The sequence below is a fragment of the Spirillospora sp. CA-294931 genome (genome assembly GCF_050946795.1).
GTDB lineage: Bacteria > Actinomycetota > Actinomycetes > Streptosporangiales > Streptosporangiaceae > Spirillospora.
This window is the reverse complement of record NZ_CP192006.1, coordinates 8974906-8989498: the sequence shown is the minus strand read 5'-3', so window position 1 is coordinate 8989498 and position 14593 is coordinate 8974906. Positions and strand designations below refer to the sequence as shown.

The 14593-nt window shown below is 68.5% G+C and carries 12 protein-coding genes; 11 read left to right on the top strand and 1 reads right to left on the bottom strand.

Annotated features, from left to right (window positions below):
* Positions 1 to 42: 42 nt before the first annotated feature.
* A complete protein-coding gene (gene acs / locus ACQPY4_RS40770; RefSeq protein WP_433330606.1) occupies positions 43 to 2010 on the bottom strand; it encodes an acetate--CoA ligase in 1968 nt (655 codons plus the stop codon).
* Between the two features lie 255 nt (positions 2011 to 2265).
* On the opposite strand from acs, the gene ACQPY4_RS40765 reads away from it, so the two are divergent.
* The 11 genes from ACQPY4_RS40765 (at position 2266) to ACQPY4_RS40715 (ending at position 14323) form a co-directional block, all read left to right on the top strand.
* Entirely contained in the window at positions 2266 to 3057 is a 792-nt protein-coding gene (locus ACQPY4_RS40765) for an oxidoreductase (RefSeq protein WP_433330604.1), read from the top strand.
* 41 nt (positions 3058 to 3098) lie between these two features.
* Positions 3099 to 3719, top strand: a complete 621-nt coding sequence (locus ACQPY4_RS40760; RefSeq protein WP_433330602.1) for a pentapeptide repeat-containing protein — start codon at positions 3099 to 3101, stop codon at positions 3717 to 3719.
* An 877-nt stretch (positions 3720 to 4596) separates the two neighbouring features.
* Complete coding sequence (gene ssd / locus ACQPY4_RS40755; RefSeq protein WP_433330600.1) at positions 4597 to 5676, top strand: septum site-determining protein Ssd; 1080 nt, start codon at positions 4597 to 4599, stop codon at positions 5674 to 5676.
* Between the two features lie 1226 nt (positions 5677 to 6902).
* A complete protein-coding gene (locus tag ACQPY4_RS40750; protein WP_433330598.1) occupies positions 6903 to 8060 on the top strand; it encodes a TadA family conjugal transfer-associated ATPase in 1158 nt (385 codons plus the stop codon).
* Between the two features lie 790 nt (positions 8061 to 8850).
* Entirely contained in the window at positions 8851 to 9231 is a 381-nt protein-coding gene (locus ACQPY4_RS40745; RefSeq protein WP_433330596.1) for a type II secretion system F family protein, read from the top strand.
* A gap of 1264 nt (positions 9232 to 10495) precedes the next feature.
* Entirely contained in the window at positions 10496 to 10891 is a 396-nt protein-coding gene (locus ACQPY4_RS40740; RefSeq protein WP_433339226.1) for a type II secretion system F family protein, read from the top strand.
* The gene (locus ACQPY4_RS40735) at positions 10885 to 11073 is read left to right on the top strand and encodes a hypothetical protein (protein ID WP_433330594.1); all 189 of its coding nucleotides are present in this window, start codon (positions 10885 to 10887) and stop codon (positions 11071 to 11073) included. The genes ACQPY4_RS40740 and ACQPY4_RS40735 overlap by 7 nt, the downstream gene beginning before the upstream one ends.
* 405 nt (positions 11074 to 11478) lie before the next feature.
* Positions 11479 to 11985, top strand: a complete 507-nt coding sequence (locus tag ACQPY4_RS40730) for an RICIN domain-containing protein (protein WP_433330592.1) — start codon at positions 11479 to 11481, stop codon at positions 11983 to 11985.
* Positions 11986 to 12590: 605 nt separating this feature from the next.
* Complete coding sequence (locus tag ACQPY4_RS40725) at positions 12591 to 12785, top strand: DUF4244 domain-containing protein (RefSeq protein WP_433330590.1); 195 nt, start codon at positions 12591 to 12593, stop codon at positions 12783 to 12785.
* 3 nt (positions 12786 to 12788) lie between these two features.
* A complete protein-coding gene (locus ACQPY4_RS40720) occupies positions 12789 to 13388 on the top strand; it encodes a TadE family type IV pilus minor pilin (RefSeq protein ID WP_433330588.1) in 600 nt (199 codons plus the stop codon).
* A gap of 266 nt (positions 13389 to 13654) precedes the next feature.
* Entirely contained in the window at positions 13655 to 14323 is a 669-nt protein-coding gene (locus tag ACQPY4_RS40715) for an Rv3654c family TadE-like protein (protein ID WP_433330586.1), read from the top strand.
* Positions 14324 to 14593 lie beyond the last annotated feature (270 nt).

Below are 14593 nucleotides of genomic sequence, written 5' to 3'. Positions count from 1 at the left end.
GGGGGACGCCTTAACGGCGTCCCCCTTGTAGTGACAGGCGCGTCAGTCTTCGGACTTGGCGCTGGGCAGCTGCTCGGAGATGAGGTCCATCACCGTGCTGTCCGCCAGCGTGGTCACGTCACCGATGCTGCGGTTCTCGGCCACGTCCCGCAGAAGCCGGCGCATGATCTTCCCGGAGCGGGTCTTCGGCAGCTCCGGAACGATCATGATCTGGCGGGGCTTGGCGATGGGGCCGAGCTTCTGCGCGACATGGTTGCGCAGCTCGGCGATGAACTCATCGCCCTCGACCTCCTCGCCGGCGCTGCCGCGCGGGATCACGAACGCCACGATCGCCTGGCCGGTCACCGGGTCGGTCGCACCGACCACCGCCGACTCGGCCACCTTCGGGTGCGACACCAGAGCCGACTCGACCTCGGTCGTGGAGATGTTGTGGCCGGACACGAGCATGACGTCGTCCACCCGGCCCAGCAGCCACAGGTCGCCGTCCTCGTCCTTCTTGGCGCCGTCGCCCGCGAAGTACAGGCCGTCGAACCGCGACCAGTAGGTCTTGACGTAGCGCTCGTCATCGCCCCAGATGGTCCGCAGCATCGACGGCCACGGCTCCTTGACCACCAGGAATCCGCCCCCGCCATTCGGGACGGCGGCCGCCTGGTCGTCCACCACGTCCGCGACGATCCCCGGCAGGGGCCGCATCGCCGCGCCCGGCTTACCCGCCGTCACACCCGGGAGCGGGCTGATCATGATGGCGCCCGTCTCGGTCTGCCACCAGGTGTCGACGACCGGGCACGTGCCCCCGCCGATGTTCTCCCGGTACCAGACGTACGCCTCGGGGTTGATCGGCTCACCGACGCTCCCCAGCACCCGCAGGGACGACAGGTCGTGCTGGGCCGGGAGGTCGTCCCCCCACTTCATGAAGGTGCGGATCGCGGTCGGCGCCGTGTAGAAGATCGTGACCTTGTACTTCTCGACGATCTCCCACCAGCGCGCCTTGTGCGGCGTGTCGGGCGTCCCCTCGTACATGACGCTGGTGGCCCCGTTGGCCAGCGGCCCGTAAACGAGGTAGGAGTGGCCCGTGACCCACCCGACGTCGGCGGTGCACCAGTAGACGTCGCTCTCCGGCTTCAGGTCGAACACCGCGTGGTGGGTGTAGGCCACCTGCGTCAGGTATCCGCCCGTGGTGTGCAGGATGCCCTTCGGCTTACCCGTCGTACCGGACGTGTAGAGGATGTACAGAGGGTGCTCTGAGTCGTGCGGCTCCGCGGTGTGCTGGTCGCTCTGCCGCTCCACCGCGTCATGCCACCACACGTCCTTGCTGGTCTCGGCGACCTCTTCCCCCGTACGCCGGACGACCAGCACGTTCTCCACCGAAGGCGTCTCGTTCACGGCCTCGTCCACCGTGGGCTTGAGCGCGGACGGCTTGCCCCGGCGGTAACCGCCGTCGGCGGTGATGACCAGCTTGGCCTGGGCGTCGTCGATACGGGTCTTGAGCGCGTCGGCCGAGAAACCGCCGAACACCACCGAGTGCGTGGCCCCGATGCGCGCGCACGCGAGCAGCGAGATCGGCAGTTCGGGAATCATCGGCAGGTAGATCGCAACGCGGTCTCCCTTACGCACGCCCAGTTCCAGCAGGGCGTTGGCCGCCTTGTTCACCTCGCGTTGGAGGTCGGCATAGGTAATGGTGCGCGTGTCCCCGGGTTCGCCCTCCCAGTGGAAGGCGACCTTCGCCCCGAGCCCGGCCTCGACATGCCGGTCCACGCAGTTGTACGCGACGTTCAGCTCGCCGCCCACGAACCACTTGGCGAACGGCGGGTTGCTCCAGTCCAGGACCTCGTCCCACCGCTTCGCCCACGTCAGCCGCTCCGCCTGCGTGGCCCAGAAGGCCAGCCGGTCCGCCGCCGCTTCGTCGTACGCCGCTGCGGTGACGTTGGCGGCCTCGGCCAGCTCCGCGGGCGGAGGGAAGCGCCGTGTCTCCTGCAGCAGGTTGGAAAGTGTCTCTTGACTCTGGCTCAACGCGTACTCCTTGCTGACGAAAGAGGGAAGCGCCTGGTGAGGCTCACTTCACCAGGGGGCAGTTCCACCCGCAAGCTTCCCAAAGCGTGAGCGCCCCGCGCTGGCGCCCAAAGCTCCGCTCTGGCTCCGCAAGGATGCTATGTGATGTCCGCCATAACCCTCTTGCCCCGGTCCCCGTATGCCGTGGCCCATCCCGGTGTGTGGAGTGGTGACCTCGTGATGTGGCCGGAAGGACGACCGCATAAGGTCGGGCGGGTGACCGATGCCTTCGCCCAAGTCGCGAACCTGCCCGGAGTGCCCGAGGCGGTAGCCGACGCACGCACCGCCGTCGACCGGCTCCTCGGCCATCGCATCCTCCGCCGTCGCAGCGCCGAGGTCTCCACCGAGTCCGCGCTGCGAGGCGCGCGCGCGTCCGCCGTCTTGGAAGGCGCCACGGTCACCCTGGACGAGCTGCGTACGGGGGAGACGCCGCACGACCCCGTCGTCCAAGGGGCGCTGCGCGTGTCCGCGGAACTCGGGACGTTGGCCGAGACATGGCGCAAGGCTCCCCGCCAGGTACTCGCCCGCCTGCACATCCTGGTCGCCGCCGACGCGGTCGACTCCGCCGAGCTGGGACGTCCGCGAAGCGAGGGACAGGACGCCAAGGACCTGCTGGGGCTCGGCGCACCGCCGTCCCCCGACGAGGTCGCGGGCAGGCTGGACACACTGAGCGGCCTCCTGACCCAGCCCACGCAGGCACCGGCCCTCGTGGTCGCGGCGCTCGTCCACGGTGAGCTGCTGACGTTGCGCCCCTTCGGGTGGGGAGACGGTGTCATAGCCCGCGCCGCCCAGCGCCTGACCATGGTCGCCCGGGGGCTCGACCCCAAGTCCTTGACCGCGCCTGAGGTCGGCCATCTCGAGCTCAGCGACGGATATGCCATCGCCCTGCGCGGTTACGCGTCGGGCACGTCCGAGGGGGTCACGGGCTGGATCCGCCACTGCGCGGACGCCACCGCGGCGGCCGCGCGTGATTCCCAGGCGATCTGTGAGGCGTTCCAGCGCGGCTGAGTGGCGTACGGTCGGCCGTATGCGCCTAGCCAGGGAGAGCCATGGTTGATCGCCTCCACGGCCGGCCCGCGCCGCCGACCGACACCACCGTCCGATCCGGCGACTGGGACTCCCGCGATCTGGCGGACGAAGAGCACACCCGGGTGCTGTTCATCGACATTGATATGACGGAGGCGCGCAGCGAGGGGGCGGTGTTCTCCGAGTGCACGTTCCGAGGCGTCCGGTTCAACGTCTCCACCCATACGTCCTCGGCGTTCCTCAACTGCACCTTCGTCCGCTGCGCCTTCTTCGACTCGACGTTCACCGGGTGCAAGTTCGTAGGGAGCCTGTTCGACGGCTGCACCCACGATCTGATGAAGGCGGACGGCGGCGACTGGTCGTTCGCCGGGCTCCCGGGTGCCGACCTGCGCAGATCGTCCTTCCGGGACGTCCGGCTCCGCGAGGCCGATCTGACCGCCGCGCGTTGCTCGGGAGCCGTCTTCCGCAACGTCGACCTGTCCGGCGCGCTGCTCCACAAGACCGACTTCACGGGTTGTGACCTACGGGGGAGCGAGTTGTCCTCGCTCGACCCCTACACGACCGAACTCCGGAACGCGATCATCGACCCGTACCAGGCCATTGTGATCGCCAACAGTCTGGGACTTGTCGTCCGGGACGCCTGACAGAGCGAACGGCGCCCCGTGGTTAAGGAGCGCCGTCGCCAGTCACGTCACACCGGGTTACCAAGCGTGCACCTCATATTCGTCGGAGCGGGTCAAGCCCGTCACGACGCGCCTCCCGCGGCTGGTCGCGCGTGGGTGCCCGGCTGCCGTGCTCGGACACTTGGTCCGTAGCACCTGTCTACGCCTCATTCGCCCAGATGACAAGGCCCCATTCGTAAAAGAGGCGCCCCAAAGGGGGAGAAGGGCGAACGGAACGGAGAGGGCCCCCACCGAGCCAGAAGGGGAGCGAGATACCTGAAAGTACTTCATTATTGGAGGAACCCACCAACCCCTCCGACCCGGAATCGATCACACTGAGTGATCGCCGCCAATTCGTGCCGGGGACAGAAGGATCTTTAGATCTCCTGTACGCTCCCCCTCCCGTCCGGATACCCTCCGATGGGGCGAGTCCATCGGGGGGCGAGCGCACCGCTCCACCCCCCGAAGTGGGCGATCATCCCAACCAGATGAGAAAATTCGTTACCCCGGGGACTACATTGCCGCTCGACGGAAGTCTCGCCGATCGGGCAGCATATGTTGTATCTGCCTAGACTGGAGACGGGGGCTTTGCGTCTCCTATAGATCAAACTGGCCGCGGCTTAGTTTGATCTGCCTCGAGAACTTTCTTGGAAAACGGGCCGGCTCTACCCCCCCGGAGCCGGACCGTTCGGCGACCCCCGCTCTCCCCCCCCGGCGGGGGTCGCCCTTATTGAGGCGGCCGGGCGGTGGCTATGGCCACCGCCCGGCCGATCTTCGAGTTATCCACAGGTTGAAGATCGGCTTCCCTTGGCCGTCCGGCGGCGCGCATGGTGGACGGGTCCGGAACGAGGGAGGGAACATGACCGCCGCCACCATGATCGCGACGCACGACCCGGCCATGGCCGACGACCTGCTGCGCCTCGCGGCCGCAGCCGACGTCCGGGCCGAGCTCATCCACGATCCGCGCCACGTGCGCCAGAGCTGGACCAGACCGACGCTCGTCCTGGTCGGATCCGATCTGGCCCCCGCGATCGCCGACGCGGCCCCGTCCCGCCGCCACGGCGTCGTCCTGGTCACCCGCGAGGCCCCCACCTCGGCCGACTACCGCAGCGCCCTCGACGTCGGCGCCCAAGACCTCGTGCTCCTGCCCGACCACGAGAGCTGGCTGATCGACGCCATGGCCAGTGCCGCCGAACCCGACGCGATCCACGGCACCACCATCTGCGTCACGGGCGCCCGAGGAGGCGCGGGCGCCAGCGTCCTGGCCGCCGCCCTCGCCTTCACCGCCACCCGAACCGGCCTGCACACCCTCCTGATCGACGGCGACCCTCTGGGCGGCGGCCTCGACCTCGTCCTCGGCCTGGAAGGTCACGAAGGTGCCCGCTGGCCCGACCTGGCCGAACGCCGCGGCCGCCTGAGCGCCTCCACCCTGCGCGACGCCCTGCCGAACACCGGTGATCTCTCCCTGCTCTCCTGGCGCCGAGGCGTCCCCGTCCCGCTCACACCCGAGGCGACCACGACCGTCCTGGACGCGGCGGCCCGAGCCTTCGACCTCGTCGTCGTCGACCTCCCCCGCTACCCGACCGACCTGACCCCTTCGGCCCTGAATGCCGCCCTCGTCACCTACCTCCTGGTTCCCGCCGAGGTACGGGCCACCGTCGCCGCCAACACCGTGGCCACCCTTCTCCGCCCCCAAACACCCAACCTCCGCCTGCTGGTCCGTCTCCCCGCCCCGGGCGGCCTCACCCCAGAAGCCATCGCCAAGTCTCTGGACCTCCCCCTGACCGGCACCATCCCCCACGACCGCCGCCTCCCCGCGTCCCAGGAGGAAGGCACCCTGCCCCACCTCACCCGCCGAGGCCCGCTAGCCACCCTGTGCGCCAACCTCCTAGCCACCCTCGACCTCACCCCCGACCACCCACAACCAAAAGCCGCCTAACCCACCATCTCCATCACCCACCCCAGCCCACCCACCCCAGCCCACCCACCCCAGGTCACCCCACCCAGGTCACCCCACCCAGGTCACCCCACCCCAGGTCACCCCAGCCCACCCCCGCCCACCCCAGCCCAGGCCAGCTCACCCCAGCCCAGCCAGCGACGTTCGACCCGAGCCGCGACCCGCCTGGTCACGACCCTGCCGCAGGGCGATCGACGCCCCACCGAGCCAGGACAGCCCCCCGTCAGGGGCTGGCTGTTGCCCCATCCACGTGGAGTCCACTTCCGTGCCCGCATTCTGTGTCGCTTGCTGCCCCACCACCCGCCCCGGTCTGCTCTCCCCCTGGTCCGCTCTCGTCCCGCTCTGCTCTCGGCCCGGTCCGCTCTTGCGCTGGCCTGCTCTTGCGCCGGTCAAGCACCGCGACGGTCTGGCGCACCAGCGCCGATCCGCCGCCCGTCCAGTCCCACCACGTGTCGCGTCCACCACGGCTCGCGTCCACCACGGCTCGCGTCCACCACGGCTCGCGTCCACCACGGCTCGCGCCTGCCCCGGCTCGCGTCCACCACGGCTCGCGCCTGCCCCGGCTCGCGTCCACCACGGCTCGCGCCTGCCCCGGCTCGCGTCCACCACGGCTCGCGCCTGCCCCGGCTCGCGTCCACCACGGCTCGCGCCTGCCCCGGCTCGCGTCCACCACGGCTCGCGCCTGCCCCGGCTCGCGTCCACCACGGCTCGCGCCTGCCCCGGCTCGCGTCCACCACGGCTCGCGCCTGCCCCGGCTCGCGTCCACCACGGCTCGCGCCTGCCCCGGCTCGCGTCCACCACGGCTCGCGCCTGCCCCGGCTCGCGTCCACCACGGCTCGCGCCTGCCCCGGCTCGCGTCCACCACGGCTCGCGCCTGCCCCGGCTCGCGTCCACCACGGCTCGCGCCTGCCCCGGCTCGCGTCCACCACGGCTCGCGCCTGCCCCGGCTTGCGCCCACCACGGCTGTGCAGGCCTCGCCAGCGTCGGCCCTCGCCCGGTCAGCCGCTGCCCGCGCCGGTCCTGTCTCCCTCCAGGCGGGCTCGTGTCTTCGGAGGAAGGCGGCGAACTCGCACGGTGGACGTCGTCTTGGTCCAGCAGCAAGGTCGCCAGTGGCGCCGGGAGGCGGGCTGTCGCGGTGTGCAGCGAGGCGTGCCCATCAGCTCATTCGGGGCGTGGGGTGCACGTCCCACTCATTCAAGGAGGACGAAGTGAATCGGTTTTCTGAAGCGGTGCGTGAGCGGTTGGCTGACGCGGGGGACGAACCGACGGCTGGACGGGTTGCGGCTGCCTTGCGGGCGGAGGAGCGCTTGCTCGGCGATCGGGAAGTCTTGGCGCTGGCGGACGAGTTACGAGCCGAGTTCGTCGGCGCAGGGCCGCTGGAGCCGTTACTCCGCGCTCCGGAGGTCACGGACGTGCTGGTGAACGGCGCTGGTGAAGTGTGGGTGGACGCTGGCGCGGGCCTTGTTCGCACCACCACCCGGTTCCAGGACGAGGCCACGCTGCGGCGGCTCGCCCAGCGGTTGACCGCTGCCGCCGGACGAAGGCTCGACGATGCCTCGCCCTACGCGGACGCCCGGCTGCCCGGCGGGATACGGCTCCATGCCGTGCTGCCTCCAGTCGCCGCGAACGGGACGTGTCTGTCGCTCCGATTGCCCCGGCGGCGCGCGTTCACCTTCGATGAACTCGTTGCGGCTGGTGCGGTCCCACCCGAGGGCGCCGCCCTCCTTGAGGCCCTGATCGCGGCCCGCGTCGCGTTCTTGGTCACGGGAGGTACCGGGACGGGCAAGACCACACTGTTGAGCTGCCTGCTATCGACCGTCGACCCCCGGGAGCGGCTCCTCCTTGTCGAGGACTCCGCCGAGCTCGCTCCGCATCATCCACATGTCGTGCGGCTGGAGACGCGTCCCGCCAATGTCGAAGGGGCAGGCGGGGTGACGCTCCATGATCTCGTCCGCCAGGCCCTCCGTATGCGTCCGGACCGACTGGTGGTCGGGGAGGTGCGAGGTGCTGAGGTCGTAGATCTTTTGAGCGCATTGAACACCGGACACGAAGGTGGTTGCGGCACGCTGCACGCGAATGCTCCCGCGGATGTTCCCGCACGCCTCGAAGCGCTCGCCTGCGCGGCTGGTCTGAGCCGGGAGGCCGTCCACAGCCAGATCGCGGCGGCATTGGAGATCGTGGTCCATCTTGTGCGCGAGCCCGCCGGAGGCATCCGTCGAGTCGCTGAGGTCTGCCTCCTCAGACGAGGGGAGGACGGTCTAGTCGGTGTCGTGCCTGCTGTCTCGTTCACGGCGGCCGGTGGACTAACGAGGGGCGTTGGTGCCGACGCCTTGGCGTCGCGTCTCAATCATCAATGGTGGTCATGATGACGAGAACGCCTCGTTGTCTGAGAGCTGTGAGTGCTCCGGCCGCCGCCACGTGGAATCGATGCTCAGCCATCCCGAGATGGTTCATCCGTTCGGCCGTGGATGCTCATCGGGGCGTCGGGTCTTCGGTGAGCTGGCCGTCTCCTGGCTTCGAGGAGGCGTCGTGATTTGGGCTCTCGTCCTGGCGGCGCTTAGTGCGGCTGGTCTCGTCTGGCTCTGGGCCGCCCCGCCTGCGGCGAATCGTCGTTTGGAGCAGGTGCTTGTCCCCATGAGCCAGACGAGTATCTGGACCAGGGGCAATCTTCATCGAGCTGTCCGGACGCGGATCTATCGGTTTCGGGAGCGGAAGAAGCGTGCCGAACGGTGGCGGGGCGCGGTCATCGAACTGTGCGACGGGATGGCTGCCGAGCTCATCGCCGGCCGGGCCCCCGATGAGGCATTCAAGGCAGCGGCCGCTGTGCTTGACGGTGAGATCGCCGCCGCCCTCCTCAGTACTGGTGACCACCCCGACCCTGCATCTGGCGAAGCTTTGAATGCGACTGTGTCCTCCTCGAAGGCTGGTTCTGGGATTGACGATCCAGCCATGGCGGCATCCGGGCCGCCTCGATCTGATCGGGGTTCAGCGCCGCGACGAGCTGGTTCAGCGAACTCGGTCTTCGCTTCGCGACGCCATGCTGGGAGGCGGTCGCTCGGTGGGCCCGTGCCAGCTGGTGTTCCACCTGGACGAAATCGGGGGCCTCGGGCCTGGGCCGACGGCTCGGAAACGGGGATCGGTGGTGGTTCGGTCGCGATGACCGAGCTGTTGGAACGACTGAGCGAACGTCCCGGGGCTGAGGGGCTTCGATTGCTCGCCGCGTGTTGGCGTGTCGGGGCCGAGCGGGGCGGCACGCTCGCCACCGTCCTGGACGGGTTGGCGGAGGCCCTCCGAGACGACGAGGCGCAACGTCAGGAGGTCGCGGTTCAGCTCGCTGGGCCGAGAGCCACGGCTCGCCTGCTGGCGGTCCTGCCGGTGCTCGGGCTGGCCATGTCCGCGGCGATGGGAGGCAACCCGCTGGTCTTCCTGTTCACGACGCTTCCAGGCGTGGCCTGCTTGGTCGTCGGGGTGGGGCTCGACCTCACCGGGCTCTGGTGGACCCAGCGACTCGTCCAGTCGGCTGAGACTCCCCGATGACTGGCCCTGGCTTCTGCCTTCTCCGGGCCCTGTGCGTCCAGGAACTCCTCGTAGCGCTCGGTGCGGAGCCGACCCGGGTGACCGCCTTCACCGGATGCCGCGTGGGTCGTACTCGACGGCGAGCGTCCGAGGTCAGCCCCGGATCGCGGCCTTGGCCGTCACATACGGGGCGCACCCCGGCACGGTCTGAGGTTGGCACTCGGAGAATGCGGTGGACCGCTCCTGGCGCTGCGACGCGACGTGTTCGGGGGCGTCGAGGCTCGCGTCTTGAGCGGGCGGCGAGGCCGGGGGCGGCGCTGACGTAACTCAGCGGCCTCGGAATGAACCTTTGGAGGAATGTGGACGATTGTCGGAGTCGGAGTCGGAGTCGGAGTCGGGGTCGGGGTCGGGCGTGGGCTCGTCCTGCCAGGCGGACCCAGGTTGTGGCGCGATGGGTCCCTTCGTGGTTGGTCGAGAGCATCGGCATGCGCGCCAGAAGCGACCGCGCGGCGGACGTGAGGGTCTCGGCGGGCAGCGTCTCGGCGTTGGCGGCGGTCCGCAGCGTGTGGACGCTGGGCAGCCCGGCGGTCCCGGGCAGCGAACGCGGCCTGCTTCCGGTGGCCAGCAGTGGGGTGGCCCATCTCTCGGTTGCCATGAGAGGAGGCCGCCCACTGCGGATTGGTTGCGGGTTCTGCGCGGACGTCGCCGATGACCTCGCGGCCGAGGCTGTCCCCGTCGCGTGGAGCGGTCTCGGCGGAACCCGTTGGGACGCACGCGGCGCGCGTTCTTGGCTGAGGCGTCCACAGGAAGGTGAGTTGGTGAAGCCATGCTTTGGTTGGTTCTGACCTGTGCGGCGGTGTGCGGATTTCTCTGGCCGCGCGGAGACTCGCCAGCGGTTCGGCGACTGATGCGCCTTCGATCAGCCCTGAAGCGTGAAGGTGCAGAGGCGTGTCGCAGCTGTGGCGTAGCGCCTGCCAAGCTCGACCGTGGTCCAGCTCGTGGGGCACGCGAATGTGGTTGCCCGGCGTCCGACCATGATCCTTCGAGTGAGGTTGGCGGGACCGAGCGGCAGCGGCGCGAGAGCTTCATGCGGCTCGGCGCGGCCGCGATGGTCGGCTTGGTTTGCGCCATCACGTTAGGCGGGATGGTCGGCGCCGTGGTCGGGCTCCTGGCTGCGGTGGCCGTCGGGCGCTCGTTCGGTCGGCTTGGTCGAATCGAGGAGCGGCGTCGACGGGCCCGGCTGATCGCGGATCTTCCGGTCGCGGTGGATCTTCTGGCCGCGTGCTTGAGAGGCGGGTCGCCGTGGAGCGAGTCCGTCGAGGCTGTAGCGGACGCGGTCGGAGGACCTTTGGGGGACGAACTGCGCGGTGTCGCCGTCCAGATTCGACTCGGAGTGGATCCGGCTCATGCCTGGCGGGCTCTTGCGGAAGATCCGACCCTGGCTCCGCTTGCTCGTACCGCCGTGCGGGCGGTCCATAGCGGTGCCGCACTGGCGCCGACGCTGGCCAGGCTGGCCCGTGACCAACGCAGAACCGCTCGCATGGACGCGGCCGCACGAGCGCGCGCCGCCGGGATCCGGGCTCTGGCGCCCCTCGGCCTTTGCTTCCTTCCGGCGTTCGTGATGCTCGGCATCATTCCGGCCGTCGCCGCGATCGCGTCCACGATCATGATCCCTTGGTAGCGAAGCTGAGGGCCAAGCCCGTCCAGACCTTGGTCACGTCCACCAAGGGGCCCAAGCGCGGCCTCGTGTCCGTCACGCAGGACGACGCGTTCGGCGACGTCGGAGAGCTGTTGTCCGGCAGTTGCCTTTCGACGGTTCCGCGCGGGTGCGGTGTGGTCCTGCCTGCCGCCGTGGCGTCGTGAGCACTGAGCGTGTATCCGCTGGTGGGCGGGCGGCACATCGAGGGGCTCAGCCGGGTGGGCTTGGCCGAGTTGGCGTAACGGGACGGTGAGAGCGCCGTCTGATCCTTGACTGGGAGACGGAGCGAACGATGCCGCTCATCTTCGTGGTGTGGGCGGCCCGAGGCGTGTGCGGACAAGGCGTAACCACCACCCGAGGCAGGCCCGATCCCTGCTGCGGCCGGGGTGGCCCAGGACCCATGTCTGGCTGCGACTTCTACGCCATCGCCGAAGACCGACGCAGAGCATCTGGGATCGTCCGATCGATGTGGATCTTGGTTAACAAGAGTTGAACGTGATCATTTTGATCTTGCTGTGGGTGTATGTGCCGCATAGCTTCGAACCAAGATCATCTACAAGGAGGTCTCGATGTTCAGCAGGAAGCTCGCCGTCGGGTTCACCGCCGTGGTCGGAGGCGCAGCCCTCTCGACCGCGTTCCAGGTGCCTGCCCACGCGGCGACCTGGTACAACCTCGTCAACTACAAGAGCAGCAAGTGCCTGTCGATCGAGGGCGGCGGCAGCACGTCCAACGGCGCGAACGCGATCCAGTGGTCGTGCAACGACGGCTGGGAGCAGGTCTGGCGCTGGTCGGGCAGCCAGCTCATCAACGGAAAGAGCGGCAAGTGCCTGTCCGTCAGCGGCGGCGGAAGCACCTCCAATGGCGCGGAGGTGATTCAGTGGTCGTGCAACGGCGGCGCCGAGCAGAGCTGGAGCTACCGTTCCTCGGGCGGCCTGATGGTCAACGGGAAGAGCGGGAAGGTCCTGTCCCTCGCGAATGGCGGCAGCACGTCCAACGGGACGAAGGCGATCCAGTGGTCGTACAACGGCGGCGCCGAGCAGGCATGGGTCTTCTCCGCAAAGTATGAGGACGCCTAAGCACGCAGATTCTGCGCTGACGTTGGGGCGAGGCGGACTGCGGATACCCAATAAGGCCAGCCGCGTGCAGGCCTGAGTCGGGTGGACGCAGGCACGCCGGCGCCTCGTCCCCTCCGTCGTCCAGTGAATCTGCCACGCCGTCACAGACGCGGGCACGAATCGAATTGACCCAGGTATGCGCCTAGGGCGTAGAGAAACCCCTTAAAAATAGGACCTGCCCTGGATGCTGGTGAGCTTCGATCTCTGAACTTGCTGCTCTTGTCACCGGGCTCTGGACTACATACCGCCCTACTTCCGTACCTGTCGGGCCCGGGCTTCCCTCGTCCAGTAGGCCCCGCCGCTCATCGCACAGGGAACTCAATCCGCGGGCTCCTCTTGGCTCGGGCAAGGGTTGGCCGTGGCGACGGGCGGTTCGCCGGGTTCCGGAGCAAACCCCGCCCCGAGAGAAGACGCATTGAGTAGAGCGTCGTCCCAAGTCAGGTAAGCCCTCGTGCGATTCAGAAAGTTATCCACAGAACGCGGTTCGAGTGTTGGTGAGGTGTGCGCTGCAGCAGCCTTGATGCAGGCGCCGGGCCGGCGCCGCGAAACGTCGGAAGGAGACTGCAATGAGGGTGATCAGGGCGGCCATGCGCCGCTGGCGCACCTCGGCAAATGACCTGGGGATGTCGACCGCCGAATACGCGGTGGGCACCATCGCGGCGGCAGCCTTCGCCGGGCTCCTGTTCAAGATCGTGACCAGCCCCGAAGTTAGGGCGCTCCTTTTCTCGATCATCAAGAAAGCGCTGCAGCTGACCGGCTGAAGGATGAGGATTCGCCGCGAAGCCTTCGATCAGCCACAGCGTGGTGCGGTTGTGGCGGGCGCCCCCGGTGACCACGTGGGTGAGTTCGCAGGTGAGAACGACATCGCCATCGAGCCGACCGAGCCGGTCGAATGTGCCAGAGGCAACGGCGATCCGCTGCGGAGACACGGCGGCCAGCGCGACCGAGGGATGGTCACGGTGGAGGTCGCTCTTGCGCTGCCATCACTCGTCCTGGTCACGGCTGTCGCCCTATGGGGCGTCTCGATTGCTTCTGTCCACCTGGCCTGCCTGGACGCAGCGCGCAGCGGCGCGCGCGCCACAGCCCGAGGAGAACCTCTCCCGGAGGTCAAGGCGTTCGTCGAGCGAGCACTGCCACCCGAGGCGGAGGTGCAAGTGAGGCGGGACGACACAACCTCGAAGGTCGAAATCACCGTCCCCATCCGTGCACCGGGCCCCTCTGGCCTACCTCCGTACACGATTCACGTCGGAGCGGCCGCGGCAACCGAACCCATCACACAGGCTCCAACACCCGGGAGGCCCATGCCCCAAGACAATCGCCCAGCCCCAGAGCCTCCCACCAGGAGCAAGTCTCATGAACCGTAGAAACAGACCATCTGCATGTTCGGGCTGTGCCGCGCTTCCGTGTAGGGGTGGACGCTCTGGATCCATGAGTGGGGGACCTGCGCTCTGCATCTGGCCTGTCGCACTCGGCCTTTGGGGCTCTCGGCCTGCGGTTCCGGACGCCGATTGAGCGGTCGCGCCTAAGCCAGGCGGTTTTGTGCGCTGCGGCTAGGTGCAAGGCATCGGCGTAACCGTCTGCCAACCACGACCGGCTCACGCTCCGTGATGCCGATGGATCCGCAGACCCCATGGAGACCTCATTCGAGTGGGAGGGCGGAGAGGCAGCCACTCGGAGTTGGGGAGGCGTCTCCGCGGGAGAAGAATCCGCGCCTCGCGGTGACTTCGTTTGGTGTCCTGGATGCGGCGAACGCAATGCCGGACGTCCCGTCTGGGCCTTAGAGATGGGGGTTGGACTTCCGACGGGAATTCGACGTGGATCGGTGAGGAGTTGCGAAGGGAGTGGATCGGAGGTGGATGAGCGGGATCGAGGATCGGGGACGCTGTGGGCTGTGGCGTTCCTGGCCATCATCTGGCTGGCAGGTATGGCGGCGATGACAGTGGGAGGGGTGAGGGTGGCTCGGCAGAAGGCGGATGCGGCGGCTGATCACGCTGCCCTGGCAGCCGCGACTCGGGCGGCTGAGGGGCAGGCCGTGGCTTGTCTGGCTGCGGGGCGGATTGCCTCCGACGCGGGCGGGAAGCTGTCCAAATGCCATGTTCGCGGCATGTTCGCGGATGTCTCGGTGACCATGGCGGTCAAGGTGGCGATATTGCGTGAAGGTATGAGGGTCGACGCACGCGCAAGGGCTGGTCCGGCCGGGTTCGAGGGCGTACCCTGGTCGCTCGCCGATCGTTGCGGCGCGTGCTCCCAATCGCGGGAGATTCATACGGAGAGTGACATGGTTCGGAGCCGGTCATGAGCTGCCCCCGTTTGTCACCTTCCTGTGACTTTTATTACCGGGTGGTACGTTACGCTTCGGTAAGCGCACAGGTACCACCTGACCCGGCGGCTGCATTGGCCCACCGTCCCGGACCTCTTGAGGCGCCGGGCGGGGCGAGTGGCGGGCGGATGGTCCGATGAAAGGGATGAGGCCGTGACCAGGATTCGCAGGATCGGTGCAATCGCGCTCGCGGCACCCCTTGCGATGGCTTTCCCGGTACTCGGTGCGGTGGTGCCTGCACAGGCTGCG

Excerpts from the sequence above, each read along its gene's own strand:
- ACQPY4_RS40760 (WP_433330602.1), top strand. The coding sequence starts at position 3,099 with ATGGTTGATCGCCTCCACGGCCGGCCCGCGCCGCCGACCGACACCACC.
- ssd (WP_433330600.1), top strand. The coding sequence starts at position 4,597 with ATGACCGCCGCCACCATGATCGCGACGCACGACCCGGCCATGGCCGAC.
- ACQPY4_RS40745 (WP_433330596.1), top strand. The coding sequence starts at position 8,851 with ATGACCGAGCTGTTGGAACGACTGAGCGAACGTCCCGGGGCTGAGGGG.
- ACQPY4_RS40730 (WP_433330592.1), top strand. The coding sequence starts at position 11,479 with ATGTTCAGCAGGAAGCTCGCCGTCGGGTTCACCGCCGTGGTCGGAGGC.
- ACQPY4_RS40725 (WP_433330590.1), top strand. The coding sequence starts at position 12,591 with ATGAGGGTGATCAGGGCGGCCATGCGCCGCTGGCGCACCTCGGCAAAT.
- ACQPY4_RS40720 (WP_433330588.1), top strand. The coding sequence starts at position 12,789 with ATGAGGATTCGCCGCGAAGCCTTCGATCAGCCACAGCGTGGTGCGGTT.
- ACQPY4_RS40715 (WP_433330586.1), top strand. The coding sequence starts at position 13,655 with ATGGAGACCTCATTCGAGTGGGAGGGCGGAGAGGCAGCCACTCGGAGT.